This window comes from Duganella sp. Dugasp56 (assembly GCF_047304105.1).
GTDB classification, from domain to species: domain Bacteria; phylum Pseudomonadota; class Gammaproteobacteria; order Burkholderiales; family Burkholderiaceae_D; genus Rugamonas; species Rugamonas hordei.
On the sequence record NZ_JBGLYQ010000023.1, the window covers coordinates 55,231 to 80,434 of the forward strand.

The 25,204-nt window shown below is 65.3% G+C and carries 24 protein-coding genes and 1 tRNA gene; 11 read left to right on the top strand and 14 right to left on the bottom strand.

The genetic code is table 11. The annotated features are described in order from the left end of the window. Window positions 1-1,566, top strand: coding sequence for a sensor domain-containing diguanylate cyclase (locus ACCD07_RS17265; protein WP_353405105.1), 1,566 nt, complete (start codon window positions 1-3; stop codon window positions 1,564-1,566). Window positions 1,567-1,582: 16 nt separating this feature from the next. Here the strand turns inward: ACCD07_RS17265 and ACCD07_RS17270 are convergent, their stop codons facing one another. Genes ACCD07_RS17270 through ACCD07_RS17280 form a run of 3 tightly spaced genes read right to left on the bottom strand, consistent with a single transcriptional unit; the run spans window position 1,583 to window position 3,968 of the window. After that, on the bottom strand, window positions 1,583-2,311 hold the full coding sequence (locus tag ACCD07_RS17270; RefSeq protein ID WP_353405106.1) for an alpha/beta hydrolase: 729 nt from the start codon (window positions 2,309-2,311) through the stop codon (window positions 1,583-1,585). A gap of 60 nt (window positions 2,312-2,371) precedes the next feature. Beyond that, complete coding sequence (locus ACCD07_RS17275; protein ID WP_413448063.1) at window positions 2,372-3,034, bottom strand: hypothetical protein; 663 nt, start codon at window positions 3,032-3,034, stop codon at window positions 2,372-2,374. Between the two features lie 34 nt (window positions 3,035-3,068). After that, window positions 3,069-3,968 (bottom strand): cupin domain-containing protein, encoded by a 900-nt coding sequence (locus ACCD07_RS17280; RefSeq protein ID WP_413448064.1) that lies wholly within the window; start codon window positions 3,966-3,968, stop codon window positions 3,069-3,071. A 98-nt stretch (window positions 3,969-4,066) separates the two neighbouring features. On the opposite strand from ACCD07_RS17280, the gene ACCD07_RS17285 reads away from it, so the two are divergent. Together ACCD07_RS17285 and torT are read left to right on the top strand one after the other, a co-directional pair. Continuing rightward, window positions 4,067-4,807 (top strand): SDR family oxidoreductase, encoded by a 741-nt coding sequence (locus tag ACCD07_RS17285; RefSeq protein WP_176652650.1) that lies wholly within the window; start codon window positions 4,067-4,069, stop codon window positions 4,805-4,807. A 97-nt stretch (window positions 4,808-4,904) separates the two neighbouring features. Then, a complete protein-coding gene (gene torT / locus ACCD07_RS17290; RefSeq protein WP_413448065.1) occupies window positions 4,905-6,053 on the top strand; it encodes a TMAO reductase system periplasmic protein TorT in 1,149 nt (382 codons plus the stop codon). Window position 6,054: 1 nt separating this feature from the next. Here the strand turns inward: torT and rng are convergent, their stop codons facing one another. The 8 genes from rng to ACCD07_RS17330 form a co-directional block, all read right to left on the bottom strand. Continuing rightward, on the bottom strand, window positions 6,055-7,521 hold the full coding sequence (gene rng, locus ACCD07_RS17295) for a ribonuclease G (protein ID WP_413448066.1): 1,467 nt from the start codon (window positions 7,519-7,521) through the stop codon (window positions 6,055-6,057). A gap of 74 nt (window positions 7,522-7,595) precedes the next feature. Further along, window positions 7,596-8,216 carry a Maf family nucleotide pyrophosphatase gene (locus ACCD07_RS17300; protein ID WP_176652653.1) on the bottom strand — a complete coding sequence of 207 codons (621 nt, stop codon included), beginning with the start codon at window positions 8,214-8,216 and terminating at the stop codon, window positions 7,596-7,598. Window positions 8,217-8,227: 11 nt separating this feature from the next. Beyond that, window positions 8,228-8,698, bottom strand: coding sequence for a 23S rRNA (pseudouridine(1915)-N(3))-methyltransferase RlmH (rlmH, locus tag ACCD07_RS17305; protein WP_008451768.1), 471 nt, complete (start codon window positions 8,696-8,698; stop codon window positions 8,228-8,230). A gap of 6 nt (window positions 8,699-8,704) precedes the next feature. After that, window positions 8,705-9,409, bottom strand: a complete 705-nt coding sequence (gene rsfS / locus ACCD07_RS17310; RefSeq protein ID WP_353405119.1) for a ribosome silencing factor — start codon at window positions 9,407-9,409, stop codon at window positions 8,705-8,707. Further along, a complete protein-coding gene (locus tag ACCD07_RS17315) occupies window positions 9,410-10,069 on the bottom strand; it encodes a nicotinate-nucleotide adenylyltransferase (RefSeq protein ID WP_413448067.1) in 660 nt (219 codons plus the stop codon). 13 nt (window positions 10,070-10,082) lie between these two features. Further along, complete coding sequence (hemF, locus tag ACCD07_RS17320; protein ID WP_353405122.1) at window positions 10,083-10,997, bottom strand: oxygen-dependent coproporphyrinogen oxidase; 915 nt, start codon at window positions 10,995-10,997, stop codon at window positions 10,083-10,085. Between the two features lie 6 nt (window positions 10,998-11,003). Continuing rightward, entirely contained in the window at window positions 11,004-12,272 is a 1,269-nt protein-coding gene (gene purD, locus ACCD07_RS17325; protein WP_176652657.1) for a phosphoribosylamine--glycine ligase, read from the bottom strand. Between the two features lie 6 nt (window positions 12,273-12,278). Next, window positions 12,279-13,004, bottom strand: coding sequence for a YebC/PmpR family DNA-binding transcriptional regulator (locus tag ACCD07_RS17330; RefSeq protein ID WP_176652658.1), 726 nt, complete (start codon window positions 13,002-13,004; stop codon window positions 12,279-12,281). A 204-nt stretch (window positions 13,005-13,208) separates the two neighbouring features. Between ACCD07_RS17330 and ACCD07_RS17335 the strand changes: the two genes are divergently transcribed. Beyond that, entirely contained in the window at window positions 13,209-15,749 is a 2,541-nt protein-coding gene (locus tag ACCD07_RS17335; protein ID WP_413448068.1) for an alkaline phosphatase D family protein, read from the top strand. Here ACCD07_RS17335 and ACCD07_RS17340 read toward each other — a convergent pair. Further along, window positions 15,742-16,044, bottom strand: coding sequence for a transcriptional regulator (locus ACCD07_RS17340; RefSeq protein WP_413448069.1), 303 nt, complete (start codon window positions 16,042-16,044; stop codon window positions 15,742-15,744). The genes ACCD07_RS17335 and ACCD07_RS17340 overlap by 8 nt on opposite strands. Before the next feature lie 137 nt (window positions 16,045-16,181). Between ACCD07_RS17340 and ACCD07_RS17345 the strand changes: the two genes are divergently transcribed. From ACCD07_RS17345 to ACCD07_RS17355, 3 genes are read left to right on the top strand one after another with little or no spacing between them, the layout of a single operon-like run. After that, window positions 16,182-17,090 carry a DMT family transporter gene (locus ACCD07_RS17345; RefSeq protein ID WP_176652661.1) on the top strand — a complete coding sequence of 303 codons (909 nt, stop codon included), beginning with the start codon at window positions 16,182-16,184 and terminating at the stop codon, window positions 17,088-17,090. A gap of 11 nt (window positions 17,091-17,101) precedes the next feature. Further along, window positions 17,102-17,488: a methylglyoxal synthase gene (locus tag ACCD07_RS17350; RefSeq protein WP_176652662.1), complete on the top strand. Its 387-nt coding sequence runs from the start codon at window positions 17,102-17,104 to the stop codon at window positions 17,486-17,488. Between the two features lie 13 nt (window positions 17,489-17,501). Further along, window positions 17,502-18,476 carry a quinone oxidoreductase family protein gene (locus tag ACCD07_RS17355; protein ID WP_413448070.1) on the top strand — a complete coding sequence of 325 codons (975 nt, stop codon included), beginning with the start codon at window positions 17,502-17,504 and terminating at the stop codon, window positions 18,474-18,476. A 99-nt stretch (window positions 18,477-18,575) separates the two neighbouring features. Here ACCD07_RS17355 and ACCD07_RS17360 read toward each other — a convergent pair whose 3' ends face one another. Continuing rightward, window positions 18,576-19,247 carry a DUF4136 domain-containing protein gene (locus ACCD07_RS17360; protein WP_353405126.1) on the bottom strand — a complete coding sequence of 224 codons (672 nt, stop codon included), beginning with the start codon at window positions 19,245-19,247 and terminating at the stop codon, window positions 18,576-18,578. A 207-nt stretch (window positions 19,248-19,454) separates the two neighbouring features. Here ACCD07_RS17360 and pepN point away from each other — a divergent pair, with 207 nt between their 5' ends. From pepN to ACCD07_RS17380, 4 genes are all read left to right on the top strand, one after another. Then, a complete protein-coding gene (gene pepN, locus ACCD07_RS17365) occupies window positions 19,455-22,130 on the top strand; it encodes an aminopeptidase N (protein WP_413448071.1) in 2,676 nt (891 codons plus the stop codon). Between the two features lie 101 nt (window positions 22,131-22,231). Next, window positions 22,232-23,233 carry a class 1 fructose-bisphosphatase gene (locus ACCD07_RS17370; RefSeq protein WP_353405128.1) on the top strand — a complete coding sequence of 334 codons (1,002 nt, stop codon included), beginning with the start codon at window positions 22,232-22,234 and terminating at the stop codon, window positions 23,231-23,233. Between the two features lie 106 nt (window positions 23,234-23,339). Further along, window positions 23,340-23,415 (top strand) — tRNA-Thr (locus tag ACCD07_RS17375). Between the two features lie 191 nt (window positions 23,416-23,606). Beyond that, window positions 23,607-24,842 (top strand): tyrosine-type recombinase/integrase, encoded by a 1,236-nt coding sequence (locus ACCD07_RS17380; protein WP_413448072.1) that lies wholly within the window; start codon window positions 23,607-23,609, stop codon window positions 24,840-24,842. Here the strand turns inward: ACCD07_RS17380 and ACCD07_RS17385 are convergent. Further along, complete coding sequence (locus ACCD07_RS17385) at window positions 24,802-25,107, bottom strand: helix-turn-helix transcriptional regulator (protein ID WP_413448073.1); 306 nt, start codon at window positions 25,105-25,107, stop codon at window positions 24,802-24,804. The genes ACCD07_RS17380 and ACCD07_RS17385 overlap by 41 nt on opposite strands. Window positions 25,108-25,204 lie beyond the last annotated feature (97 nt).

The following is a 25,204-nucleotide window of genomic DNA, read 5'->3' on the forward strand; positions in this document are numbered from 1 at the left end:
ATGTTTAAACGATTTTCCATCACTTTCTGGGCCACCGTATTCGTCGGCGCCGTGTGCGTGTCGCTGGTGGCCGTCGACATCTGGCGCAGCCTGTCCGCCCGCGACGCCCAGTTGCAGGAGATGGAGCGCCTGACGTCCAACGTCGCGCGCGCGATGGCGCAGCACGCGGACGACACCATCAAGGCCGCCGACACCGCGCTGGCCGACATCGTCGAGCGCATCGAGCATGACGGCCTCGCCGCGCCGCAACGGGCGCGCGTGTACGCCCAGATGATGGTGCACGTGGCCAACCTGCCGCAGCTGGCCGGCCTGTTTGTCTATGACGAAAACGGCGCGTGGGTGGTCAACTCGCGCAACATGCTGGCGCCGACCAACAACAACGCGGACCGCGAGTATTTCGTCTATCACCGCACCCATGCCGGCAGCGAGGCGCACGTGGGCGAGCCGGTGGTCAGCCGCAGCAGCGGCAAGTGGGTGATTCCGGTGTCGCGCCGGCTGGACAAGCCTGACGGCAGTTTCGGCGGCGTGGCGCTGGCGACGCTGGACATCGACTATTTCCGCCGCTACTACCAAAGCTTCGACATCGGCGCGCGCGGCGCGGTGGCGCTGATCTCCGACAGCGGCGTGCTGCTGCTGCGCCGCCCCTTCGACGAGAAGCGGGTCGGCATGAACCTGCGCGGCACCGAGGTGTTCCACGCGATCCACGACCTGCGCGCCGGCGAGGTAAGCGGCAGCGGCTTCTTCGCCTCGCCCAACGACGGCGAGCTGCGCCTGAATAACTTCCGCAGGCTCGAATACTATCCGCTGTTCGTGACGGCGGCGCTGTCGAAGCAGGAGATGCTGGAGCACTGGCGGCACGACAGTTTCACCCGCTCGATCGGCGCGGTGGTGCTGGCGGCGCTGCTGGGCTTTTTCGGCAAGCGGCTGGTGGGGCAGATCAATCTGCGGGCGCAGGCCGAGACCGAGTTGCGCCAGGCGCGCGACGCGCTGGAAAGCGCCAACCGCACGCTGGAGCGGCTGGCGATGCAGGACGGCCTGACCGGGCTGGCCAACCGCCGCCAGTTCGACGTCACGCTGGGCAATGAGTTCAGCCGCGCGATGCGGCACCAGCACGTGCTGGCCTTCGTGATGATCGACGTCGACTACTTCAAGCAGTACAACGACGTCTACGGCCACAGCACCGGCGACGACTGCCTGCGTTCGCTGAGCAAGTTGATACGCGCGCTGACCCCCAAGCGTCCGGGCGACGTGGTGGCGCGCTACGGCGGCGAGGAGATCGGCATCCTGATGCCGGACACCGGCATGGACGGCGCGCTGGCGGTGGCCGAGCGCATCCGGCAGGCGATCGTGGCGCAGAACACGCCGCACAGCGGCAGCCCGTTCGGCATGGTGACGATCAGCGCCGGCGTGGCCACGCTGTCGCCGCAGCGCGGCGTGCACTTGCCGGGGATGCTGGTGGAGGCGGCCGACAAGGCGCTGTACGCCGCCAAGTCGGCCGGCCGCAACCGCGTGCTTGCCGCGCCGCCTATCGTGCCGTCGGCGTCCCCGCCGCCGCCCGGCGCCTAGCCTCGTCGTCTGGCGCCTAGCGCTGCTGCGCCAGCAGCCGCAAGGCCTCGCGCGCGACCGGCGGCGAGACGACGTGGGCGCCGTCGAACTCCGCATACCTGACCTCATAGCCTTCGCCGGCCAGGCGCAGCGCGATGCCTTTGCCGCGTTCGACCAGCAGCACCTTGTCCGCCACGCCGTGCGCGACGAACACGCGCGGCTGGCCGGTGCGCCGCAGCGGCGCCATGAAGCCGGGCGAAAAGGCCAGGATGTCGCCGAACAGGTCGCCGTTCATCAGGCCGACCGACAGCGCGTACGAGGCGCCGTCGGAAAAGCCGCCGATGGCGACGGCGCTCGCGTCGACCTCGTAGCGGCGCATGATCCAGCCCAGCGCGCGGTCGACGAAGGCCAGGTCCGGCCCGTAGCCGCCGCGCAGCACGTCCCAGCTGGTCGACAGCGCATCGGGGATCAGCAGCAGCGAGCCTTGGCGCGCCGCGTGCGCCAGCGCGATGGCGTCGCCACCGCCGTGCTGGCCGCCGGCGCCGTGCAGCAGCACCAGCAGCGGCAGCGGCTTCGGCGGCTGGAGCGGATCCTGTGTCGGCACATGCAGGCGCGCGTGGCGGCCGTCCGGGAAGGCCAGCTTGTGGGTGCCCGCCGGCAGCGGCGGCGCGGCCGGCAGGCCGGCATGCAGCAGGGCGGGACGGGCGTGCAGGCGGCCGTCGCTGTAGGGCGGTGGCGGCGATGCGTCGGGCGGAGCGGTTGCCATCACGCCTCCTGCGTGGCGGTTTTTTGGGACTAGTTTACTCCGTCCCCGCCGCGCCGGCGCTCATTTGCGCACGTAGGCGGTCAGCTCCCAGTTGTCGCGGTTGTAGATCCGGCCCATCCAGTCGGTATCGTGATAGTCCATCTTGACGAAGTTGTTGACCGCCGGCGCGAACCACACGGTTTCGGTCAGCTGGCCGTTGCCGCCGTTGCTGCCGGGCTCTTCGCCGCGATACAGCGCCTCGACCTCGATCTTCAAGGCGTCGAATTCACCGGCCGCCACCTTGATTTTTTCCCAGTTCAGCACCTTGCCCTTGACGTAGTAGCGCCAGCGCTTGCCGGATTTCGGATTGTCGCCGTCGACTTCGCTGCTCCACTCCTTGCCCGGCGCCAGCGGAAAGGCGTAGCGCGTGAACGACGGCGCGAAGTGCATGGCGCCGCGATCGATGGGATTCATTTCGACGCTGAGCAGCTGCTTGCTCAGCAGCGCTCCGCTGGCGGCGCGCTTGATGTCGATGTGGATGCCGGCGTTGTCGATGCTGGCCACCTCCAGCCGGTTGAGGCCGCCCTTCACGCCTTTCCACACGTCGGTGTACTGGTAGGTCCAGGAATCGCCGACGGCGGGCGTGGGCGCGGCCACCGGCGCGTTGTTGTCGGCCAGCGCGAAAGGCGCGGCGGCTGCGATGGTGAGGGCGAGAGCGGCAAGCGTCCGCTGGATCGAAGTCATGCTGTCTCCTTGGTATTATGATAAGATTATATTATCACAACATCGCCCGCGCGTAACTGCGCGGCGGCTGGCCAACGTGGCGACAGAAGGCGGTGCTGAAGGTGCTGGCCGAGCTGTAGCCGACCCGCCCGGCGACCTCCTCGATACCGAGCTCCTGGCCGCGCAGCAGATCCTTGGCCAGCGCCATGCGCCAGGACAGCAGGTAGGCCATCGGCGCCAGGCCCACCTCGCGCAGGAAGCGGGCGCAGAACGCTGAGCGCGACAACGCGGCCGATTTGGCCAGCTCGGCCACCGTCCATGGGCGCGACGGCGCATCGTGCATGTGCCGCATCGCGGCCGCCAGGCGGCTGTCGGCCAGGCCGCGCAGCAATCCCGGACTGGCGCCCGTTTCCGACGTCGAGCGCAGCGCCTCGATCAGCAGCACCTCCACCAGCCGCGTGAGCACCAGCTCGCGCCCCGCCAGTTGCGCGCCCGCCTCCTCGCCGACCATCCCGACCAATGCCGACAGGCGCTGCGCGCCGCGCACGTGCACCAGCGCCGGCAGCAGCGACACCATCAGGGCCGCGTCGGGCGAGTCGAACATGAAGTAGCCGCCCAGCAGGCGCACGTCGGGCGCTCCGGCCTGGACGCCGTGGCGGACGTCGCCGCTCTGCGCCGCCATGGCGTTGGGGTCGTAGTATTCGGGCGTCACCGGGTCGAAGCCGGACAGCGTGAAGCCGGGCGTGGCCGGCAGCAGCACGAAGTCGCCCGCCGCCAGGTCGATGGCCGGCTCGCCGTCGACCGCCAGCCGGCAGCTGCCTTCCAGCACCGCGCAGAAGCTGGGCTGGCCGAAGTCCGAATAGCGCACGCCCCAGCGGCCGGCGCCGCTGATGCCTTTCGACAGCACAGACCGCGGCCGCAGCAGCGCGATGACCTCGGACAGTGGATCGTTCATGATTGGACGCTCGCAAATGAAATCTGGACGCCTCATTGTAGTCAATCCTGCACGGCTCCACTATCGTTTCATCATCGAAACCACAAGGGAGTATCACCATGAAAACCGTCCTCATCACCGGCTGTTCTTCGGGCTACGGCCGCGAGACGGCGTCCTATTTCCTGCTGCAGGGCTGGAACGTGATCGCCACGATGCGCACGCCGCGCGCGGACGTGCTGCCGCGCTCGGACCGGCTGCGCGTGCTGGCGCTGGACGTCACCAGCGCGGACAGCATCGCCGCCGCGGTCGCCGCCTGCGGCCCGGTCGATGTGCTCGTCAACAACGCCGGCATCGGCCTGTTCGGCGCCTTCGAGGCGACGCCGATGGCGACGGTGCGCGAGGTGTTCGAGACCAACACCTTCGGCGTGATGGCGGTGACGCAGGCGCTGCTGCCGCAATTTCGCGAACGCCGCGCGGGCGTCGTGGTCAACGTGACTTCCAGCGCGACGCTTGCGCCGCTGCCGATGGTGGCCGTGTACACCGCCAGCAAGATGGCGATCGAAGGCTTCACGGCGTCGCTGGCCCACGAGCTGGCCGCGTTTGACGTGCGGGTCAAGCTGGTGGAGCCGGGCTATGGGCCGACGACCGCGTTTTCCAGCAACACCGGTCCGCGCCTGGAGGGCTTGATACCGCCGGCCTACGCGCCGTTCGCGCAGTCGGTGTTTGCCGCCTTCACCAGTCCGGCGGCGGTGACCACCGAGGCCGACGTGGCCGAAGCGGTGTGGCGCGCGGCGAGCGATGCGACGGGGCAGCTGCGCTTCCCGGCCGGCGCCGACGCGGTGGCGCTGGCGGCGGCATAGCGGTGTTGGTTCTTTGTGGGGATTTTGGCGCCGGCGGTGGCGGCATCGACGCGCAACAGGTAACATTGCGTTAAGCCCCACAGGATGAGAAGTACCGATGCCTATACCCAGCGTGCGAAAACTGATGGTCCTGAGCGTGCTCGGGCTAGGCATCCTTCGCGCCGGCGCCGAGCAGGCCGCCGCGCCGGCGAAATTCGCGCCGATACCGGTGCTGTCGATTTTCCGCCCGCTGCAGGCCAACGGCTCGGCCGACGATGCGCTGGCCAGCGGCCGCGTCGTGCCCGGCCATTATGCGATGGCGCCGCGGGCCGGCAAGCGCTGGCGCATCGCCTTTCTGTTCCCGCACCTGAAAGACCCGTACTGGACCGGATGCGCCTACGCCGTCGTCAGCGAAGCGCGCCGGCTGGGCGTCGCGGCCGACATCCTGCCGGCCACGGGCTACGACGATCTGCGGGGCCAGTTGCGGCTGATGGACCAGGCCATCGCGGCCAAATACGACGCCATCGTCATCTCGCCGATCGGCATGACGGCCAACAACGCCTCGATCGCCAAGGCGCGCGCGGCCGGCATCGCGGTATTCGAGCTGGCCAACGACAGCCGCAGCGACGACCTGAACATCAAGGTCACCACCTCGCTGCGCGGCATGGGTCAGGAGGCGACCCGCTGGGTGGTGCGCGACGCCCAGCAGCGCGGCCTGAAGTCGGTCAACATCGCGCTGCTGCCGGGGCCGATGGGGGCGGGCTGGGTCAAGGGCGAGGTGGACGGCACGCGGATCGCCGCGCAGGAAGCGCCTATCGCCGTCAACATCATCGACATCCGCTACGGCGACAGCGACTTCGCGCTGCAGGCGCAGCTGGCGACGCAAATGCTGGCCAGGCATGGCGCCAAGCTCGATTACCTGATCGGCTGCACCGGCTGCGCGCCGGCCGCGCTGGCGCCGCTCAAAAAGGCCGGCCTGGACGGCAAGATCCGGCTGGTGGCCTACGACCTGACGGGCGACATCGCGCACCTGATCCGCAACAAGGAAATCTACGCCGCTGCCGACACCAAGGGCGTCAGCCAGGGCAGGGTGGTGATCAACGCCGCCGTCAACCTGCTCGAAGGGCGCGGCAAGGAGCTGCCGCATACCATCCTGGTGCAGCTCGGCGTGGTCGACCAGTCGAATTTTTCCACCTACCCGTTCGACACCTCGATCGCGCCGGACGGCTACAAGCCGGTGCTGTCCTACGACCCGGCGCGCAACTAGGCTACATCAGGATGACGTCGTACTGCTCCTGATGGTAGGCCGTCTCCACCTGCAGCGAGATTTTCTTGCCGATGAAGTCGCCCAGCATCGCCAGGTGTTGCGACTCTTCTTCCAGGAACATGTCCACCACTTCCTGCGAGGCCAGGATGCGGAATTCGCGCGGGTTGAACTGCTTGGCTTCGCGCAGCAGTTCGCGCAGGATTTCGTAGCAGATGGTGCGCGAGGTCTTCACCTGGCCCTTGCCGCTGCAGGCCGGGCACGGCTCGCACAGGATGTGCGCCAGCGATTCGCGGGTGCGCTTGCGCGTCATTTCCACCAGCCCCAGCGCCGAGAAGCCCGACACCGACACCTTGGTGCGGTCGCGCGACAGGGTCTTCTTCAGCTCCAGCAGCACCGCGTTGCGGTGCTCGGTGTTTTCCATGTCGATGAAGTCGAGGATGATGATGCCGCCCAGGTTGCGCAGCCGCAGCTGGCGGGCGATCGCGTGCGCCGCCTCCAGGTTGGTCTTGAAGATGGTGTCGGCGAAGTTGCGTCCGCCGACGAAGCCGCCGGTGTTGACGTCGATGGTGGTCATCGCCTCGGTCTGGTCGACGATCAGGTAGCCGCCGGACTTGAGGTCGACGCGCCGCCCCAGCGCGCGCAGGATCTCTTCCTCCACGCCGTACAGGTCGAACAGCGGCCGCTCGCCGGTGTAGTGCTGCAAGCGGGGCAGCACGCCCGGCGTGTAGGCCTGGCCGAATTCGACCAGGTTCAGGTAGTTCTCGCGCGAGTCGACCTGGATGGTGGCGGTGTCGTCGTGGACGAAGTCGCGCAGCACGCGCTGGGCCAGGCTCAAGTCCTGGTGCAGCAGGGTGGTGGCGGGCTTGGTCTTGGCGCCGTGGACGATGGCGCCCCAGGTCTTGCGCAGGTATTCGACGTCGGCGGCGATGTCGGAGTCCGACGCGTCTTCCGCCTGGGTGCGCACGATGTAGCCGCCCTTTTCCTCGGCCGGCAACAGGCCTTGCAGCCGCGCGCGCAGCGCTTCGCGCTCCGCTTCCTTTTCGATCTTCTGCGAGATGCCGATGTGGGAGTCCTGCGGCAGGTAGACCAGCATGCGGCCGGCGATCGAGATCTGCGTCGACAGGCGCGCGCCCTTGGTGCCGATCGGGTCCTTGATCACCTGCACCGTCAGCACCTGGCCGTCGAACAGGATCTTTTCGATCGGCGTCGGCGCGGCGTTCTGGCTGCCGTCGTGTGGGCGGGCTTCCCAGATGTCGGCCACGTGCAGGAAGGCGGCGCGTTCGAGGCCGATGTCGATGAAGGCCGACTGCATGCCGGGCAGCACCCGCACCACCTTGCCCGAATAGACGTTGCCGGCCAGGCCGCGCGTCAGGGTGCGCTCGATGTGCAGCTCCTGCACGGCGCCCTGCAGGATGAGGGCGACCCGGGTTTCCTGCGGGGTGATGTTGATCAGGATGTCTTCGTTCATTTGTCTCTACGGCCGGTTAGGTGAAAATCGGCTTCTGTATTCCCTGTTGACTGAACGACGATCATACACGCCGCTCAGGGTAGCGGCAAACCGGCCTGTCTGAGCAGCTGTACCGTCTCGTACACCGGCAGGCCCATGATGCCGGAATGGCTGCCGGCGATGTGTTCGATGAACTGGGCGGCCGGGCCCTGGATGCCGTAGCCGCCGGCCTTATCGTAGGGTTCCTGGGTGGCGCAGTAGGCGGCGATGGCGGCCGGCGTCAGCACGCCGAAGCGCACTTCCGACACCTGCGTGAGCTGGCCGGCGAAGTCCGCCGACTGCACGGCGACCGCGGTCAGCACCTGGTGCGTACGGCCCGACAGCTGGCCCAGCATGGCGATCGCTTCGTTGGCGTTGGCCGGCTTGCCGAGGATGGCGCCGTCGATGGTGACGGTGGTGTCGGCCGACAGCACCACGCGCGGCGCCATGCGGCGCTTGACCACCAGGTCGGCCGCGAAAGCGGCTTTTTCGCGCGCCACGCGGGCCACGTAGTCCATCGGCGCCTCGCCGGGCAGCACGTCTTCGGTGACGTCGGGGCCGCGCGGGCCGTCGCTGCGCAGCAGCAGCAGTTCGAAATCGATGCCCACCTGGCGCAGCAGTTCGCGCCGGCGCGGGCTTTTGGAGGCGAGGTAAATCTTTTTGTCGACCGGCTTCATATAGTTATGTTTTAAACGCGGTGATAAGGATGGTTCTGTGTAATCGACCAGGCCCGGTAGAGCTGCTCGGCCAGCATCACGCGCACCATGCCGTGCGGCAGCGTCATGCTGGAGATGCGTATCAAACCTTCGGCGCGCGCCTTCAGCTCGGGATCGAGTCCGTCGGCGCCGCCGATCAGGAAGGCCGTGTCGCGGCCGTCCTGCTGCCAGGCTTCCAGCTGCTGCGACAGGCCGACCGAGGTCAGGTCCTTGCCGCGTTCGTCGAGCGCGATGATGCGCACCGATTTCGGCAGCGCCGCCTCGATGCGCTCGCGTTCGAGCGCCATCGCGGTGGCGGCGGTCTTGCTGCCCGAACGGTCGACCGGCTTGATCTCCTTCAGCACGATCTTCAGTTCCGGCGGCATGCGCTTCGCGTATTCGGCGAAGCCGGTTTCGATCCAGGCCGGCATCTTGTGGCCGACCGCAGCGATGATCAGCTGCATGGCGGTTTACTCTGCGACTTTTTTGATGCGCTTGATGACGGTCTTGGCCGGCGCTGCGGCGGAGGCGAGCGCCGAATCTCCTTTTGGCTTGGCTACTTTACGTTTAGGCGGCAGCGCTTTCAGCACTTCGGCGGCGGCGACAGCCGACTTGGTCTTGCCGACCTTGATGGTCTTGCCGGCCGGGACGGCGGCTGCCTTCTTGGCGGCAGGCTTTTTCGCTGCGGCCGGTTTGGCGGCGGCGGCTTTGCGGGCCGGGGTCTTCTTCTCGATCACCGGCGACGCGTCGACGGCCTTCTTGCCTGCGGCCAGGTGGCTGCTGACTTTCTTCGGCGCGTCGGCTTCCTCGCCTTCCTTGGTCGACTTGCGCTTGGCCGCGCCCATCTTGACCGGCTTGTCGCCCCAGATCTCTTCCAGGCGGTAGTAGGCGCGGATCGGCGCCTGCATGATGTGGACGATCATGTCGCCCAGGTCGACCAGCACCCATTCGCCGGTGTCCTCGCCTTCCATGCCGTAGACGTCGCCGCCGGCGGCCTTGACCTTGTCGCGCACCGAGGCGGCCAGCGCCTTGGTCTGGCGGTTGGAGGTACCGGAGGCGATGGCGATGCGGTCGAACAGGCTGGTCAGGTGGGTGGTATCGAACAGGGCGATATCTTGGGCCTTGACGTCTTCGAGTGCGTCAACGACGAGGGATTGCAGTTTTTTGATGTCCATTTAGCTTTTGTATAGATTGTGTTGTTCAATATAGTCTAGCACTAGCGGCGGGATAAGCGAGTTTGCCGATTCCCCCCGTTGTAATGCCGCACGTATTTCGGTGGCGGAGATATCCACCGCGAAGTCTTGTGCCAGATAAGTCAGACCGTGCGGCGTGTTGCGGATTTGTTCAGGCGTTCCCAGTCGGCTGGAAAACGCCTCGGCCACAGCCGGCGGCAGGCCGGCGGTGGCAATGCTGAAACCAGGGCGGGCGGCCACGCAGATATGGGCGTAGTCGAACAGCGCCTGCCATTCATGCCAGGTGTCGAGCCGCTGCAGCTGGTCGGCGCCCATCAAAAAGGCGATGGAGGCCGACGGCCCCAGCTCGGCGCGCACCTGGCGCAGCGTGTCGATCGTGTAGGTGGCAAGCCCCTGTTCGCCGCGCTCGATCTCCTGCAGATCGACCACGACGCTGTATGGCTGGCCGGCAAAGGCCAGTGCCACCATGTCGGCGCGCTGCCGGGGCGTCGCTTTCAGCGTGGATTTCTGCCATGGCAGGCCGGCTGGGATCACGCGCAACTGGTCCACCTGCAGCAGGCCCGCGAAGTGCGTGCCCAATGCGATGTGGCCCTGATGCACCGGATCGTAGCTGCCTCCCAGCAGTGCGGTTCGGTAGACCATCAGCAGGCCATCGTCACGCCGCGAGCCAGTCGCGATGCGGCAGGAAGTCGGTGTAGAGCGCCGCTTCCGGCGTGCCGGCCTCGGGCTCCCAGCGATAGCGCCATTTGACGATGGGCGGCATCGACATCAGGATCGCCTCGGTGCGTCCGCCCGACTGCAGGCCGAACAGCGTGCCGCGGTCGAACACCAGGTTGAACTCGACGTAGCGCCCGCGGCGATAGGCCTGGAAGTCGCGTTCGCGTTCACCGTACGGCGTGTCCTTGCGCGCTTCCAGTATCGGCTGGTAGGCCTTGAGGAAGGCGTCGCCGACGCTCTGCATCATGGCGAAGCTCCGCTCGAAGCCCGCTTCGTTGAAGTCATCGAAGAAGATGCCGCCGACACCGCGCGCTTCCTGGCGGTGTTTCAGGTAAAAATACTCGTCGCACCATTTCTTGAAGCGCGGATGCAGTTCGTCGCCGAACGGCGCCAGCGCGTCGGCGCAGCTCTGATGGAAGTGCCTGACGTCTTCCCTGTTGCCGTAGTACGGCGTCAGGTCCATGCCGCCGCCGAACCACCACGCCGGTTCGCCGTCGGCGGTGGTCGTGGTGAAGAAGCGCACGTTCATGTGCACCGTCGGCGCGTACGGGTTGCGTGGGTGGATCACCAGCGACACGCCCATCGCCTCCCACGGCTTGCCGCCCAGGTCGGGCCGGTGCGCCGACGCCGATGGCGGCAGCCTGGCGCCCATCACGTGCGAGAAGTTGACGCCGCCGCGCTCGATGACGTTGCCTTCCTCGACCAGCCGCGAAATGCCGCCGCCGCCTTCGGGCCGATCCCACGCGTCGCGCAGGAAGGACTTGCCGTCCACGGCCTCCAGCGCCTGCACGATGCGGTCCTGCAGGCCGAGCAGGTAGGCCTTGACGGCTTCGGGGTTCGGAAAGGACGACATCTTATCCTAATGCTTCAGGCCGCGCCAGCCAATATCGCGGCGGCACTGCATGCCGTCGAACGCGATCTGGTCGACCACGTCGTAGGCCTGCTTCTGCGCCATCTTGATGCTGTCGCCCAGGCCGACCACGCACAGCACGCGGCCGCCGGTGACCTGCAGCTGGCCGTTGACGTCGGCGGTGCCGGCGTGGAAGGTCACCGATTCCGGCGTTTCGGCCGGGATGCCTTCGATGACGGCGCCTTTTTGCGGCGTGTCCGGGTAGCCGGCGGCTGCCAGCACCACGCCGACGGCGGTGCGGCGGTCCCATTCCAGCTCGATCTGGTCCAGCGTGCCGTTGACGGCGTGTTCCATCACCGCCACCAGGTCGGTCTTCAGGCGCGACATGATCGGCTGCGTCTCGGGATCGCCCATGCGGCAGTTGAATTCCAGGGTGCGCGGATTGCCCTGGGCGTCGATCATCAGGCCGGCGTACAGGAAGCCGGTGAAGACGATGCCGTCCTTGGCCATGCCGGCGATGGTCGGGTTGATAATCTCGCGCATCACGCGGGCGTGCATGGCCGGCGTGACGATGGGGGCAGGGGAGTAGGCGCCCATGCCGCCGGTGTTCGGGCCTTCGTCGTTGTCCTTCAGGCGCTTGTGATCCTGGCTGGTGGCCAGCGGCAGCACGTGCTTGCCGTCGCACATGACGATGAAGCTCGCTTCCTCGCCGGCCAGGAATTCCTCGATGACGATGCGCGCGCCGGCGTCGCCGAAGCGGTTGTCGGCCAGCATGTCGTCCACCGCGCGGTGCGCTTCTTCCAGCGACATCGCCACCACCACGCCCTTGCCGGCGGCCAGGCCGTCGGCCTTGATGACGATCGGTGCGCCGTTGGCGTCGATGTAGGCGTGCGCCTGCGCCACGTCCGAGAAGGTCTGGTATTTGGCGGTCGGGATGCCGTGGCGCTGCATGAAGGCCTTGGCGAAGTCCTTCGACGATTCCAGCTGCGCCGCTTCCTTGGTCGGGCCGAACACCTTCAGGCCGCGCGCGCGGAACAGGTTGACGATGCCGCCGGCCAGCGGCGTCTCGGGACCGACGACGGTCAGGCCGATGTGCTCCTGCTCGACGAAGTTGGCCAGTTCATGCAGGTCCGTGATGTTGACGTTGACCAGGCGCGAATCGCGCGCGGTGCCGCCATTGCCCGGAGCGACATACACCATCTGGATACGTTCCGATTGCGCCAATTTCCAGGCCAGCGCGTGTTCACGGCCGCCGGAGCCGACTACCAATATTTTCATAAATCCTCAGTCTTCGATCAGCGTGTTGGAATAGACTTCCTGGACATCGTCCAGTGCTTCCAGCGCGTCCAGCAGTTTTTGCATCTTGACGGCGTTATCGCCGGTGAATACGGTCTCGGTGGCCGGCTTCATGATGATCTCGGCCACTTCGGCCTTGAAGCCCGCCGCTTCCAGCGCATCCTTGACGGTCGCGAAGTCGTGCGGGCCGCACAGCACTTCGAAGCCGCCTTCTTCATCGGCCACCACGTCTTCGGCGCCCGCTTCGAGCGCCACTTCCATCAGCGCGTCCTCGTTGGTGCCGGGCGCGAACAGGAACTGGCCGCAGTGCTTGAACATGAAGGCCACCGAGCCCTCGTTGCCCATGTTGCCGCCGTTTTTGTTGAACGCATTGCGTACTTCCGCCACGGTGCGCACGCGGTTGTCGGTCATGCAGTCGACGATGACGGCCGCGCCGCCGACGCCGTAGCCTTCGTAGCGGACTTCCTCGTAGGCCGCGCCGTCCTCGCCGCCGGTGCCGCGGGTGATCGCGCGCTGCACGTTATCCTTCGGCATATTGGCGTCGGCCGCCTTGTCCACGGCCAGGCGCAGGCGCGGATTCGAGGTCAGGTCGCCGCCGCCCATGCGCGCAGCCACGGTGATTTCCTTGATGAGACGGGTCCAGATCTTGCCGCGTTTAGCGTCGGTGGCAGCCTTTTTGTGCTTGATGTTGGCCCATTTGCTGTGTCCAGCCATGTTCGGTCTTCCTTCGGCGGTGTTCGTTGGTATGCGGTGAGGGCAGTATTTTACCATAGGCTGGCCCTCAGAAACCGCCGCTGGGGCGGCGTCGGCCATCGGCCCGGATACTAGAGGGCCACCTCGACTTTTTGTAGGGCGCCTGTCACATGCCGATGCTAACATTTATTTTTTAAACATTATTATAAAAACCACGGAGACGACATGGACAGAAGGCAGTTTCTCAAGTACGGCAGCTTCATCACGGTATCGGTGGCGTCGGGCGCCGGCCTGAGTGCCTGCGGCGGCAGCAGTTCCGCCCCCGCCGACGGCGCGGCGGGCGACCTGCCGCTGGCCAGCGGTCCGTGGAAGTTCCCGCAGAGCGTGGCCTCGGGCGACCCCAAAGCCGACAGCATCATGCTGTGGACCCGCGCCGTGCCGTCCGGCGCCGACAGCGTGGCCGCCGCGCCGAGCGCCGCCGACAGCGCGATCCGCCTGGTGATGACGGCCGCCGACAACAGCGCCGCCCTGGGCGGCAACACGGCGCTCAGCGGCGCCACCGTGGTCGATGTCAAGCTGCCGTTGCAGTCGCAATACGACAACACGGTGCGCCACAAGGTGACCGGGCTGTCCGCCAATACGGTCTACTATTACCAGTTCGTGGCCGGCGACACGCGTTCCAACGTCGGCCGCTGCAAGACCGCGCCGGCCGCCGACGCCGACGTCGCGCAGCTGCAGTTCGCCTACATGACCTGCCAGGACTGGAGCGTCAACCACTGGGGCGCGATGAGCAGCATCGCCGGCGAAAACCTGGACTTCATCGTCCACCTGGGCGACTACATCTACGAAACCGTCGGCGAGGACTTCCAGCTGGGCGCGGTCGAGTCGCGCCACGACGCGCTGAAGCTGCCGGACGGCGCCTTCAAGAGCGGCACCTCGGGCGCCAAGTACGCCACCACGCTGGCCGACTACCGCTACCTGTACAAGAAGTACCGCACCGATACGCGCCTGCAGGCGCTGCACGAGCGCTTCGCCTTCATCGCCATCTGGGACGACCACGAATTCACCGACGACGCCTGGCAGGACGCGCAGACCTACGACGGCTCCTTTAGCACCACCGACGGCTCGGACCTGCACCAGACCGGCCGCCGCCGCAACGCCAACCAGGCCTGGTTCGAATACATGCCGGCCGACGTCAGCCTCGACACGGCCACCACCAGCTTCCAGAACATCAAGATCTACCGCGACTTCCAGTTCGGCAAGCTGATGCAGCTGGTGATGACCGACGAGCGCCTGTACCGCTCCGACCACGTGATCCCGGAATCGTCGATCAATCCGGCCACCGGCCTGCCGCTGGGCCGCATCGGCGCGCGCTACCTGGTGCCGCAGGATATCTTCAACACCGTGGAGGCGCAGAAGATGGCCGGCGCCACCGCCATCGGCCTGGCTTCGCCGCTGGATACCGTGTCGATGCTGGGCTCGACCCAGCGCCAGTGGTGGATGGACAAGATGAAGGCCGCCACCTCGACCTGGAAATTGTGGGGCAACGAGGTATCGCTGCTGCGCATGGGATTGAACGGCGTCGACGCCATCGCCACCTTGCTGGCGCTGAACGCGGTGCCGACCATCGCCGCGTCGATCCTGACCACGTCGGCGGCGGCGGGGAACAACCTGCCGCTGGCCGGCGCCATCGTGGCGGCGGCCACCGCCGGCGCATCTTCAGCGCTGGCGCAACGCGGCGCCGGCGCGATCATGCAGACCTACGGCACGCCGGGCAGCAGCGCAACCACGCAGGCCGCGGCCGCCGTGGCGGCCGGCCTGACGGCGCCGCAAGCGGCGATCGCGGTGGCGACTTACGGCGCGGTGTATATCGCCATCAGCGGCATCGTCGCCACGCCGCCGGCCACGGCCGCCGGCATTGGCGCGCAGACCATCGCCTTCGGCTACATCAAGCCGGACGTGCAGGCCAATAAGGCCGAGTCGCCGTTTGTCGCCGCATCGGGCAAGAAGGCCGCGCTGGCGCCGTTCTTCGCGCGCTTCCTGCTCAACTGCGACCAGTGGGACGGCTACAACAGCGAGCGCAAGGCGCTGATGGCGCACTTGAAGACCAACAGCGTCAGCAACGTGGTCGCGATCACCGGCGACATCCACGCCTTCTTCGCCGGCACCGTCAGCGACGACTACGACGCGGCCAACGGCGGCACGCCGGTGATGGTGGACCTGGTATCGGCGGGCATCAGCTCCGACTCCTTCTTCACCTACCTGCGCGACGCGGCGGCCGCGCTGGGCGACATCAGCACGCTGGTGTCGTACCCGCTGGCGATACCGGTGCCGGGCGTGGGCACCTTGAGTTTGTCGTTCAACCTGCTGGACTACACGATGGGCAAGGCCGCGCCGACCGTGGCGTCGCTGCTGGAGCAGATGCGCGTGCAGCTGCATGGCGCGCTGGGCGCCAAGGGCTTGCCGGAAGCTCAATTGGATGCGACCACCAGCGCGGTGCTGGCCGGCCTGCAGGCCAGCAGCGATTTCAGCGTCAGCCTGCTGGCGCTGGCGCAGCAGCTGGCGAGCCTGGGCAACAACCAGTGGATCAAGCATCTGAACAATGATGCGCAAGGCTATACGCTGGTCACGCTGACCCCGGGCAAGCTGGTGGCGCAGTTCAAGCAGGTCAACAAGCTGGTGGGTGGCAACGCGCCGACGACCGTGGTGGCGCGCATCGCCACTGCGACCGTGGCGGCGGGGGCGCCTTCGGTGACGATCAGCTAGCGGCTACACCCAGCTCCCGCTTGAGTGCGCTGAAAATGGCACTCAAGCTGGGGCTGGTAGCAAGAGAGTCTGTCAAAAGGGCGCACCGTAAAGCTTCGCCCGTCATAGCCAGCGGACGGGACAGCACGTCAAATCCCGTCGTGCCCGCTACCACAACGCGGAGCGTTCCACGTGCGGCGGCCTCTTCCCCAGCCAGCAGCAGCTCGCCGATCTCATCCAACATGGCGTTTGCGAATGCAGGATCGGCGGCGATTCGTTCGATCAAGCCGGTTTCAACATCCTGAGTCAGTTCCATTGCACTACTCCCGCTAATCGCAAATCGGTACTTATGCAGCCTATCACGGCTGGATTGAGCCGGCTCACCTGATTCGCTGCCCAGCCGAAAAATCGCCTCGTCAAGCGAGGCGAAGCGTTTGCCTTTACAATTTGGGCATGACTAAAAGCATCACGGACAGCGCCCCGGCGCGTGCCGCCTATCTTGGCGGCTTGGGCATCGCCATCGGCGGCGCGGTTCTCTTCTCGACCAAGGCCATCGTCGCCAAGCTGCTGTACCGCTATCACATCGACGCCGTCACGCTGATCGCTTTCCGCATGCTGTTCTCGCTGCCGGTGTTCGCCGCCGTCGCGATCTGGAAGATGCGCACCGAGGCGCCGCTGACCAATTCCGACCGCTGGCGCCTGATTGGCCTGGGCCTGGTCGGCTACTACCTGTCCAGCTTTCTCGACTTCCTCGGCCTGCAATACATCTCGGTCGGCCTCGAACGCCTGATCCTGTTCCTGACGCCGACCTTCGTGCTGCTGATCTCCTCCACGCTGCTCAAGCAGCACATCAAGCGCAAGCAGTGGCTGGCGCTGCTGACCTCCTACTGCGGCATCGTCTTCGTGTTCCTGCACGACCTGCAGAGCGGCAGCAAGAACGTCGTGCTCGGCGCCACGCTGGTGACCGGATCGGCCGCCGCCTACGCCGTCTACCTGCTGCTGTCGGGCGAAATGGTCAAGCGGCTGGGGGCGCTGCGGCTGGTGTCGTACGCGATGTGCGTCTCCAGCGCCGCCTGCATCGGCCAGTTTTTCCTGCTGCGGCCCGCGTCCGGCCTGATCCAGCCGCTGCCGGTGTACGGCCTGTCGCTGGTCAACGGCATCCTGTGCACGGTGATGCCGGTGTTCATGACGATGGCCGCCGTCGAACGCATCGGCGCCGGTACCGCCTCGCAGGCTGGTATGATCGGACCCGTTTCAACGCTGTTCCTGGGCGCGCTGATGTTGGGCGAGCCCGTCACCTCCTGGCAACTAGGCGGTACCGCGCTGGTGCTGGCCGGGATTTACCTGCTGTCGAAAAAATAGAGGATCACGAAATGAAGACCCGCATTGCCCTGATTGCACACGACAAGAAAAAAGACGACATGATCGCGCTGGCCGGCGAATACAAGGCCTTCCTCTCCACCTGCACGCTGACCGCGACCGGCACCACCGGCGGACGCCTGGCCAACGAGCTGGGCCTGACGGTGGACCGCAAGCACTCCGGCCCCTTCGGCGGCGACTTGCAAATCGGCTCGATGCTGGTCGAAGGCGAGATCGACTGCGTGATCTTCCTGCGCGACCCGATGACGCCGCAGCCGCACGAACCGGACATCAACGCGCTGGTGCGCGCCTGCGACGTGCACAACACGCCGTGCGCGACCAACATGTCGTCGGCACATCTGGTACTGTCTCAGCTTCAGCAGCTCGCCGCTGCAAACTGACACGGAGGCAGGCATGACCAAGGCAATCCGCATCAACCGCGTGGGCGGTCCGGAAGTGATGGAACTGGTGGACGTGGATTTGGGTCCGCCGGGGCCGGGCGAGGCGCAGGTGCGGCATGAGGCGATCGGCCTCAACTTCATCGACGTCTATTTCCGCACCGGGCTGTATCCGCAGGCGCTGCCGGGCGCGCTGGGCATGGAAGGCGCCGGCATCGTCGAGGCGGTGGGCGAGGGCGTGACGGAAGTGCAGGTGGGCGACCGCGTGGCCTATGCCGGACGGCCGATCGGCGCGTATGCCGAGGCGCGCAACATGCCGGCCGCGCAGCTGCTGGTGCTGCCGGAAAAAATCGGCTTCGACACGGCGGCGGCGATGATGCTGCAGGGCTTGACGGTGCAGTACCTGTTCCACCGCACGGTGCCGCTGAAGGCCGGCGACACCATCCTGTTCCACGCGGCGGCCGGCGGCGTCGGGCTGATCGCCTGCCAGTGGGCCAAGGTGATGGGCGTGACCCTGATCGGCACGGTCGGCTCGGAAGAGAAAGCCGCGCTGGCCACCGAGAACGGCGCGCACCACGTCATCAACTACAACAAGGAAAACTTCACCGAGCGGGTGAAGGAGATCACCGGTGGCAAGGGTGTGTCGGCGGTGTACGACTCGATCGGCAAGGACACCTTCATCGGTTCGCTGGACTGCCTGCAGCCGCTGGGCACTATGGTCAGCTTCGGCAATGCGTCCGGGCCGGTGCCGCCGTTCAGCCTGAGCGAGCTGGCCAATCGCGGTTCGCTGTTCATCACCCGGCCGTCGCTGATGGCCTACATGGCCAGGCGCGAGGATCTGGAAGCGGCGGCCAGGTCGCTGTTCGGCGTGGTCGCCAGCGGCGAAGTCAAGATCGACATCCGCCAGCGCTACAGCCTGGCCGACGTCGCCCAGGCCCACATCGACCTGGAAGCCCGCAAAACCACCGGCTCCTCGATCCTGCTGCCCTAAAGCAAACCCGGGGTCAGATCCGACATTTGGACACAAGCTCTACCGTAGCGTGCGCTACGGTAGAGCTTGTGTCCAAATGTCGGATCTGACCCCGGGTTTTTAACCGGCCTTGGTCGAGGTGGCTTCGACGGTTTCGGTTTTTGGTTCGATCTTCAGGTCGACCTTGCGCGGCACGCCGCTCGGGCCGGGGAAGCCGGTGAAGGCGCTTTGCACCAGGGCCGGCATCACGTGCGGCGTGGCCTGCACGCGGCTGGTGTTTTGCACCGTGACGTCATACAGCTTGCGACCATCGATGCCGTTGATCGTCACGCGCAGCTGGCGCTGGTATTCGTGCTTGACGCGCTCTTCCAGCACCACCGGGCCATAACGGAACGGATCGTAGAAGTACGGGCGATAGTAGCCCCAGCGCGAATAACCCCAGCCGCCCCAGCCATAACGGCCCCAGTACGGCCCCGTCATGAACGGATCATCGGCCTCCAGCACCCGCACCGCATGGTCCACGGTATTGAATTTCATGCCAACGAGCAACTTCGGCTGCTGGTTGTCGGCCACCTGGTGGAAGCCCAGCTTGGCCAGTTCGTTGCTCACCAGTACTTGATAATTGCGGTATTCCAGCGTGTCGTCGGCGCCCTGCGGGGCCACGAAGGCATAGGACTTGTCGCCGATGTCGGCCGGCCAGTCGTTGAAGGCGGTCACGTCGCTGTGGATGGTGGTGGCGCAGCCGCCCAGCAGCATGACGGCGGCGGTCGCCAAAATGGCGAGATATTTCATGATGTTGCCCCTCTCTTGTAAGACGGTATTTTCCAGTACTAAGTCTACGACGCACGCGCCGGCCCGGCACGATTATTACAGATTGTTACGGCGGCGTGGAAACCAGCAACTTGTTGGAGCTTATTTGTCCTATAACAGGCGATTCGCGCATGGTCCCCGCGCTGGTATTGGTAAAATAGGCTTTTGCCTACGTCATTCAAAGTCCCCATGCGCACAGACAGCAGCCCCAAGACGATATTCCGCAAAGATTACACCCCGCCATCCTATCTGGTCGATACCGTGGAAATCGGTTTCGACCTCGATCCGGACCGCACCGTGGTCGCCAACCGCATCACCATGCGGCAGAACCCGGCGGCCAAGAGCCGCGGCAGCCACGATATCGTGCTGCACGGCGAAGAAATCGAGCTGGTGCAGCTGCGCATGAACGGCAAGCCGCTGGCGCCGACCGAATACAAGATCGACGGCTCGACGCTGACCATCGCCAAGGCCCCGGCCAAGGTGGTGCTGGAAATCGAAACGCTGTGCGCGCCGGTGCAGAACACCTCGCTGTCCGGACTGTACGTCTCGAACGGCAACTTCTTCACGCAGTGCGAGGCCGAGGGCTTCCGCCGCATCACCTATTTCCCCGACCGCCCGGACGTGATGGCCAAGTACACCGTCATGCTGCGCGCCGACAAGGCCGCTTATCCGGTGCTGCTGTCGAACGGCAACCTGATCGAGCAGGGCGACCTGGGCGACGGCCGCCACTACGCCAAGTGGGAAGACCCGTTCAAGAAGCCGTCCTACCTGTTCGCGCTGGTGGCCGCGCGCCTGGTCTGCCAGGAGGAGAAATACACGCTGCAATCGGGCCGCGAGGTGCTGCTGCAGGTGTGGGTTGAAGACGGCAACCTCGACAAGACCGACTACGCGATGCAGTCGCTGAAGAACTCGATCCGCTGGGACGAGGAGCGCTTCGGCCTGGAGCTGGACCTGGACCGCTTCATGATCGTCGCCGTGGGCGACTTCAACATGGGCGCGATGGAGAACAAGGGCCTGAACATCTTCAACACCAAGTTCGTGCTGGCCAACCCGCGCGTGGCGACCGACATCGACTACGCCGGCATCGAAGCGGTGGTCGGCCACGAATACTTCCACAACTGGACCGGCAACCGCGTGACCTGCCGGGACTGGTTCCAGCTGTCGCTGAAGGAAGGCCTGACCGTGTTCCGCGACCAGGAGTTCAGCGCCGACATGATCGGCACCGACAGCGGCCGCGCCGTCACCCGCATCGACCAGGTGCGCACCCTGCGCCAGGCCCAGTTCCCGGAGGACGCCGGCCCGATGTCGCACCCCGTGCGCCCCGACTCCTTCGTCGAGATCAACAACTTCTACACCGTCACCGTGTATGAAAAGGGCGCCGAAGTGGTGCGCATGTACCAGACCCTGGTGGGCCGCGACGGCTTCCGCAAGGGCATGGACCTGTACTTCAAACGCCACGACGGCCAAGCCGTCGAATGCGACGACTTCCGCGCCGCCATGGCCGACGCCAACGGCCGCGACCTGCGCCAGTTCGAGCGCTGGTACTCGCAGGCCGGCACACCCGTCGTCACCGCGCGCACGCGCTACGACGCCGTCAAGCGCAACTTCGACATCATCCTGAGCCAGCGCTGCCCGGCCTCCGCCGGCCAGCCGGAAAAGCTGCCGTTCCACATTCCGGTGGCGGTCGGCCTGCTGAGCGCCAGCGGCAAGGACCTGGCGCTGAACCTGGAAGGCGGCACGCACGCCAAGGGCGCCACCACGGTGGTGCTGGAGCTGACCGGGCAGGAGCAGATCTTCCGCTTCCGCCATGTCGACGAGCGTCCGACGCCGTCGATTCTGCGTGACTTCTCGGCGCCGGTGATCCTCGAATACGACTACACCGACGCCGAACTGCTGCACCTGTTCAGCCATGACAGCGACCCGGTCAACCGCTGGGAAGCGGGCCAGCGGCTGGCGATGGAACGCCTGCTGAAGCTGACCGCGCAGGTGGCCGTCGCCGGCGGCAGCGACGCCAACTTGAAACTGGACCCCACCTTCATCAACGCCATGCGCTCCGTGCTGATCAGCGAGTCGCTCGACCCGGCCTTCCGCGAACTGGCGCTGATTTTGCCGTCGGAGACCATCATCGCCGAGCAGATGGACGTGGTCGATCCGCAAGCGATCCACACCGCGCGCCAGTTCATGCGCCGCACCATCGGCACGGCCTTGAAGAGCGAGCTGCTGGAGCAGTACCACGCCAACCAGACGCCGGGCGACTACAGCCCGGACGCCCTGTCGGCCGGCAAGCGAGCGTTGAAGAACCTGTGCCTGTCCTACCTGATGGCGACGCCGGACATGGCCGAACTGAAGCTCGCGCAGCAGCAGTTCGAAAAAGCCGGCAACATGACCGACCGTTCCGCCGCGCTGGTGGCGATGATCCAAAGCGGCGCCGAAGCGGGCCCGTACCTGAAGAACTTCTACGAAGACTTCGAAAGCGAAGCGCTGGTCATCGACAAATGGTTCGCCATGCAGGCCGCCGCGCCGAGCACCAACGTGGCGGCGGTGCGCAAGCTGATGCAGCACCCGGCCTTCACGCTGAAGAATCCGAACCGCGCGCGCAGCCTGATCTTCAACTTCACCAGCGCCAACCCGTCGCAGTTCCATGCGGCCGATGGCAGCGCCTATGAATTCTGGGCCGAGCATGTGATCAAGCTCGACGCGATCAATCCGCAGGTAGCAGCCCGCCTGGCGCGTGGCCTGGACCGCTGGCGCCGTTACGCGCCGGCGCTGCAGGCCAAGATGAAACGCGCCCTGGAAAAAGTCGCCGCCCGCTCCAAGCTGTCGAACGACGTGCTGGAAGTGGTGACCAAGGCGCTCGCCAACTAGCGCTCAAAAACGTCATCCCCGCGAAAGCGGGGATCCATGCCGAGCCTCCGCCAGCCGGAAAAGAACAATTTAAACGATTTATATTCACCTCAAGGGAAGCCATGAAACGCATCAGCCTCACACAATACCTGGTCGAGGAACAGCGCCAGAACAACTCGATCCCGGCCGAACTGCGCCTGCTGATCGAAGTGGTCGCGCGCGCCTGCAAAACCATCAGCCACTCGGTAGGCAAGGGCGCATTGGGCGAAGTGCTCGGCACCGCCGACACTGAGAACATCCAGGGCGAAGTGCAGAAAAAGCTCGACATCATCTCCAACGAGATCCTGCTCGAAGCGAACGAATGGGGCGGCCACCTGGCAGCGATGGCATCGGAAGAAATGGAATCGATCCACCCGATCCCAAACCGCTATCCAAAAGGCGAATACATGCTGCTGTTCGACCCACTGGACGGCTCCTCCAACATCGACGTCAACGTCTCCATCGGCACCATCTTCTCGGTGCTGAAGGCGCCGGACGGCATGGGCCAGCCGACCGAGGCCGACTTCATGCAGGCCGGCACCAAGCAGGTGGCAGCAGGCTACGCCGTGTATGGCCCGCAGACCATGCTGGTGCTCACCACCGGCAATGGCGTCAACTGCTTCACGCTGGACCGCGAAATGGGCTCGTGGGTGCTCACGCAGCGCAACATGCAGATCCCGGCCAAGACCAAGGAATTCGCGATCAACATGTCGAACCAGCGCCACTGGCATCCACCGGTGCAGCGCTACATCAGCGAACTGCTGGCCGGCGACACCGGCCCGCGCGGCACCAACTTCAACATGCGCTGGATCGCCTCGATGGTGGCTGACGTGCACCGCATCCTGAACCGCGGCGGCATCTTCATGTACCCGGCCGACACGCGCGACACGTCGATGCCGGGCAAACTGCGTTTGATGTATGAAGCGAACCCGATGGCCTTCATCGTCGAACAGGCGGGCGGCGCGGCCACCGACGGCCAGCAGCGCATCATGGACATCCAGCCGCACAAGCTGCACCAGCGCGTGCCGGTGTTCCTGGGATCGCGCGACGAAGTGGCGGTGGTGACGGGCTACCACGCAGGCTGAGAAGCCTGAAAACCGCACAAAGCAATGACATTTTTGCAGCATGGCCAAAATTTATCGGTTTGGGACTAGCGTGCAGCAAGAAATATTTGTTAGAATGTGCGACTTCGCCGCTTTAGCTCAGTTGGTAGAGCAGTTCATTCGTAATGAAAAGGTCGCCAGTTCGATTCCGGCAAGCGGCACCAGAACACAGCAGTAAAAAGTATTAAGAAGTCGAAAAACCCGCTCTCCTCATAGGAGAAGCGGGTTTTTTGTTGTCTTCGAAAATCCGGCGGCGTATCATGAAATCTACGGCCCGTGAGGGACAAATGGCGCTGGTCCCTCACGCGAAAAAAATGTCCCTCATTTGGCGCCACATCCGGAGTGTGATTGCGCCATGGCACTTACCGATCTTTTTATCCGGAAACTCAAGCATTCCGGCAAACCCAGCGGTGACAAATACAGCGACGGTCGCTCGCTGTATATACTTGTTAAAGAATCAAATAAATACTGGCGGATGAATTACCGCTTCGATGGCAAGCATAAAACGCTGGCCCTCGGCATCTATCCCGAAGTCTCGTTGGCGGAGGCACGGGAGCTGAGCGCCGATGCGCGTAAGCTTTTGCGGGCTGGCGTCGATCCAAATCCGAGGAAGGAGAAGGAGCGAGAGCAGCCGCTTGAAGAAAGCCTGCAGACCTTCGAACCGCTGGCGCGCCAATGGCTAACCAAGATGGCCATCAGCCGCAGTGCAAGAACCCAGGACAAAGTCCTGGCCTGGCTTGAACATGACCTGTTTCCCTTCATCGGCAGCATGCCTGTGTCGACGATCAAGGCGCGCGACATCCTCGGCGTGATTCAGCGCGTTGAGGCACGCGGCGCGGTCGACTCGGCGCATCGCATCAAACAGATGTGCGGCCAAGTCCTGCGCTACGGTGTGGCGATCGGCTGGGCGGAGCGCGATGTGACGCCAGATCTGAAAGGCGCGCTGGTCGCCGTACCGCGAACGAACTTCGCCGCCATCACCGAGCCGAAAGAATTGGCGGTCCTGCTACGCTCCATGTACGCCTACGACGGCCATTTCGTGGTCGTGGCGGCGTTAAAGCTCACGCCCTTGCTGTTTGTACGTCCAGGCGAATTGCGCGCCGCAGAATGGGCGGAATTCGATCTGGACGCCGCCGAGTGGCGCATCCCTGCGGCGAAGATGAAAATGAAGATGGAGCATATGGTGCCGCTGCCCACGCAGGCAGTGGAGATTCTGCGCGAGCTGTATCGCGTGACGGGACATGGGAAGTACGTGTTTCCCAACCTGCGTACCGAGCAGGCCTGCATGAGCGATAACACCATCAACGCGGCCTTGCGTGGCATGGGCTTCTCGAAAGAGGTGATGACAGCGCATGGATTTCGCGCGACCGCGCGAACGATCCTGGATGAAGTGTTGAATGAGCGAGTGGATCTGATTGAGCACCAGCTGGCGCACCGTGTCATCGATCCGAACGGGCGGGCCTACAATCGCACCGCGCATCTGCCGGCACGCAGGCTGATGATGCAGCGCTGGGCCGACTATCTTGATAAGCTGCGCGTTGGTGCCGACGTTATTTCGATTCGTCCCGCGCCTGGCGGTGGACAGGGCTGATTGCCGATCCCTTCATGGTGTCGCGCGGTTCGATCTGGCGGATTGCCTGAAAAGCCGGGCCTCGCTGCGCGACACGCGAGTCCAGCCACTGCATCACATCATCCTGCAGCCATCCCACCGAGCGTGCCGACAGCTTCACTGGCGCGGGGAACGAGCGCAGTTTGATTTCGCGGTACAGCGTTGCGCGCGACAGGCCGCACAGCTGCAGAACTTCGCGAATCTGCATCAGGCGACATGTGCCTGGTATGGTTTTATTGGTGTCCATATTTTCCTCTCTCGTCTCTAAAAGCCTTTAGGTAAAGTAGCCCTTTCGAGTAGGCTTGTGCTTGCGGCAGCGCTATAGATATTGCGGACGGGGAGAG

What these genes read in the sequence shown, in the direction of transcription:
- ACCD07_RS17315 (WP_413448067.1), bottom strand. Translation starts at nt 10,069, where the DNA reads ATGGTCTACCGAACCGCACTGCTGGGAGGCAGCTACGATCCGGTGCAT.
- ACCD07_RS17380 (WP_413448072.1), top strand. Translation starts at nt 23,607, where the DNA reads ATGGCACTTACCGATCTTTTTATCCGGAAACTCAAGCATTCCGGCAAA.
- ACCD07_RS17275 (WP_413448063.1), bottom strand. Translation starts at nt 3,034, where the DNA reads ATGACTTCGATCCAGCGGACGCTTGCCGCTCTCGCCCTCACCATCGCA.
- ACCD07_RS17345 (WP_176652661.1), top strand. Translation starts at nt 16,182, where the DNA reads ATGACTAAAAGCATCACGGACAGCGCCCCGGCGCGTGCCGCCTATCTT.
- pepN (WP_413448071.1), top strand. Translation starts at nt 19,455, where the DNA reads ATGCGCACAGACAGCAGCCCCAAGACGATATTCCGCAAAGATTACACC.
- torT (WP_413448065.1), top strand. Translation starts at nt 4,905, where the DNA reads ATGCCTATACCCAGCGTGCGAAAACTGATGGTCCTGAGCGTGCTCGGG.
- ACCD07_RS17370 (WP_353405128.1), top strand. Translation starts at nt 22,232, where the DNA reads ATGAAACGCATCAGCCTCACACAATACCTGGTCGAGGAACAGCGCCAG.
- ACCD07_RS17355 (WP_413448070.1), top strand. Translation starts at nt 17,502, where the DNA reads ATGACCAAGGCAATCCGCATCAACCGCGTGGGCGGTCCGGAAGTGATG.
- ACCD07_RS17350 (WP_176652662.1), top strand. Translation starts at nt 17,102, where the DNA reads ATGAAGACCCGCATTGCCCTGATTGCACACGACAAGAAAAAAGACGAC.
- ACCD07_RS17270 (WP_353405106.1), bottom strand. Translation starts at nt 2,311, where the DNA reads ATGGCAACCGCTCCGCCCGACGCATCGCCGCCACCGCCCTACAGCGAC.
- ACCD07_RS17385 (WP_413448073.1), bottom strand. Translation starts at nt 25,107, where the DNA reads ATGGACACCAATAAAACCATACCAGGCACATGTCGCCTGATGCAGATT.
- rlmH (WP_008451768.1), bottom strand. Translation starts at nt 8,698, where the DNA reads ATGCAGCTGATCATCGCTGCGGTCGGCCACAAGATGCCGGCCTGGATC.
- rng (WP_413448066.1), bottom strand. Translation starts at nt 7,521, where the DNA reads ATGAACGAAGACATCCTGATCAACATCACCCCGCAGGAAACCCGGGTC.
- ACCD07_RS17330 (WP_176652658.1), bottom strand. Translation starts at nt 13,004, where the DNA reads ATGGCTGGACACAGCAAATGGGCCAACATCAAGCACAAAAAGGCTGCC.
- purD (WP_176652657.1), bottom strand. Translation starts at nt 12,272, where the DNA reads ATGAAAATATTGGTAGTCGGCTCCGGCGGCCGTGAACACGCGCTGGCC.
- ACCD07_RS17340 (WP_413448069.1), bottom strand. Translation starts at nt 16,044, where the DNA reads ATGGAACTGACTCAGGATGTTGAAACCGGCTTGATCGAACGAATCGCC.
- rsfS (WP_353405119.1), bottom strand. Translation starts at nt 9,409, where the DNA reads ATGGACATCAAAAAACTGCAATCCCTCGTCGTTGACGCACTCGAAGAC.
- ACCD07_RS17285 (WP_176652650.1), top strand. Translation starts at nt 4,067, where the DNA reads ATGAAAACCGTCCTCATCACCGGCTGTTCTTCGGGCTACGGCCGCGAG.
- ACCD07_RS17280 (WP_413448064.1), bottom strand. Translation starts at nt 3,968, where the DNA reads ATGAACGATCCACTGTCCGAGGTCATCGCGCTGCTGCGGCCGCGGTCT.
- ACCD07_RS17335 (WP_413448068.1), top strand. Translation starts at nt 13,209, where the DNA reads ATGGACAGAAGGCAGTTTCTCAAGTACGGCAGCTTCATCACGGTATCG.
- ACCD07_RS17360 (WP_353405126.1), bottom strand. Translation starts at nt 19,247, where the DNA reads ATGAAATATCTCGCCATTTTGGCGACCGCCGCCGTCATGCTGCTGGGC.
- ACCD07_RS17300 (WP_176652653.1), bottom strand. Translation starts at nt 8,216, where the DNA reads ATGAAGCCGGTCGACAAAAAGATTTACCTCGCCTCCAAAAGCCCGCGC.
- ACCD07_RS17265 (WP_353405105.1), top strand. Translation starts at nt 1, where the DNA reads ATGTTTAAACGATTTTCCATCACTTTCTGGGCCACCGTATTCGTCGGC.
- hemF (WP_353405122.1), bottom strand. Translation starts at nt 10,997, where the DNA reads ATGTCGTCCTTTCCGAACCCCGAAGCCGTCAAGGCCTACCTGCTCGGC.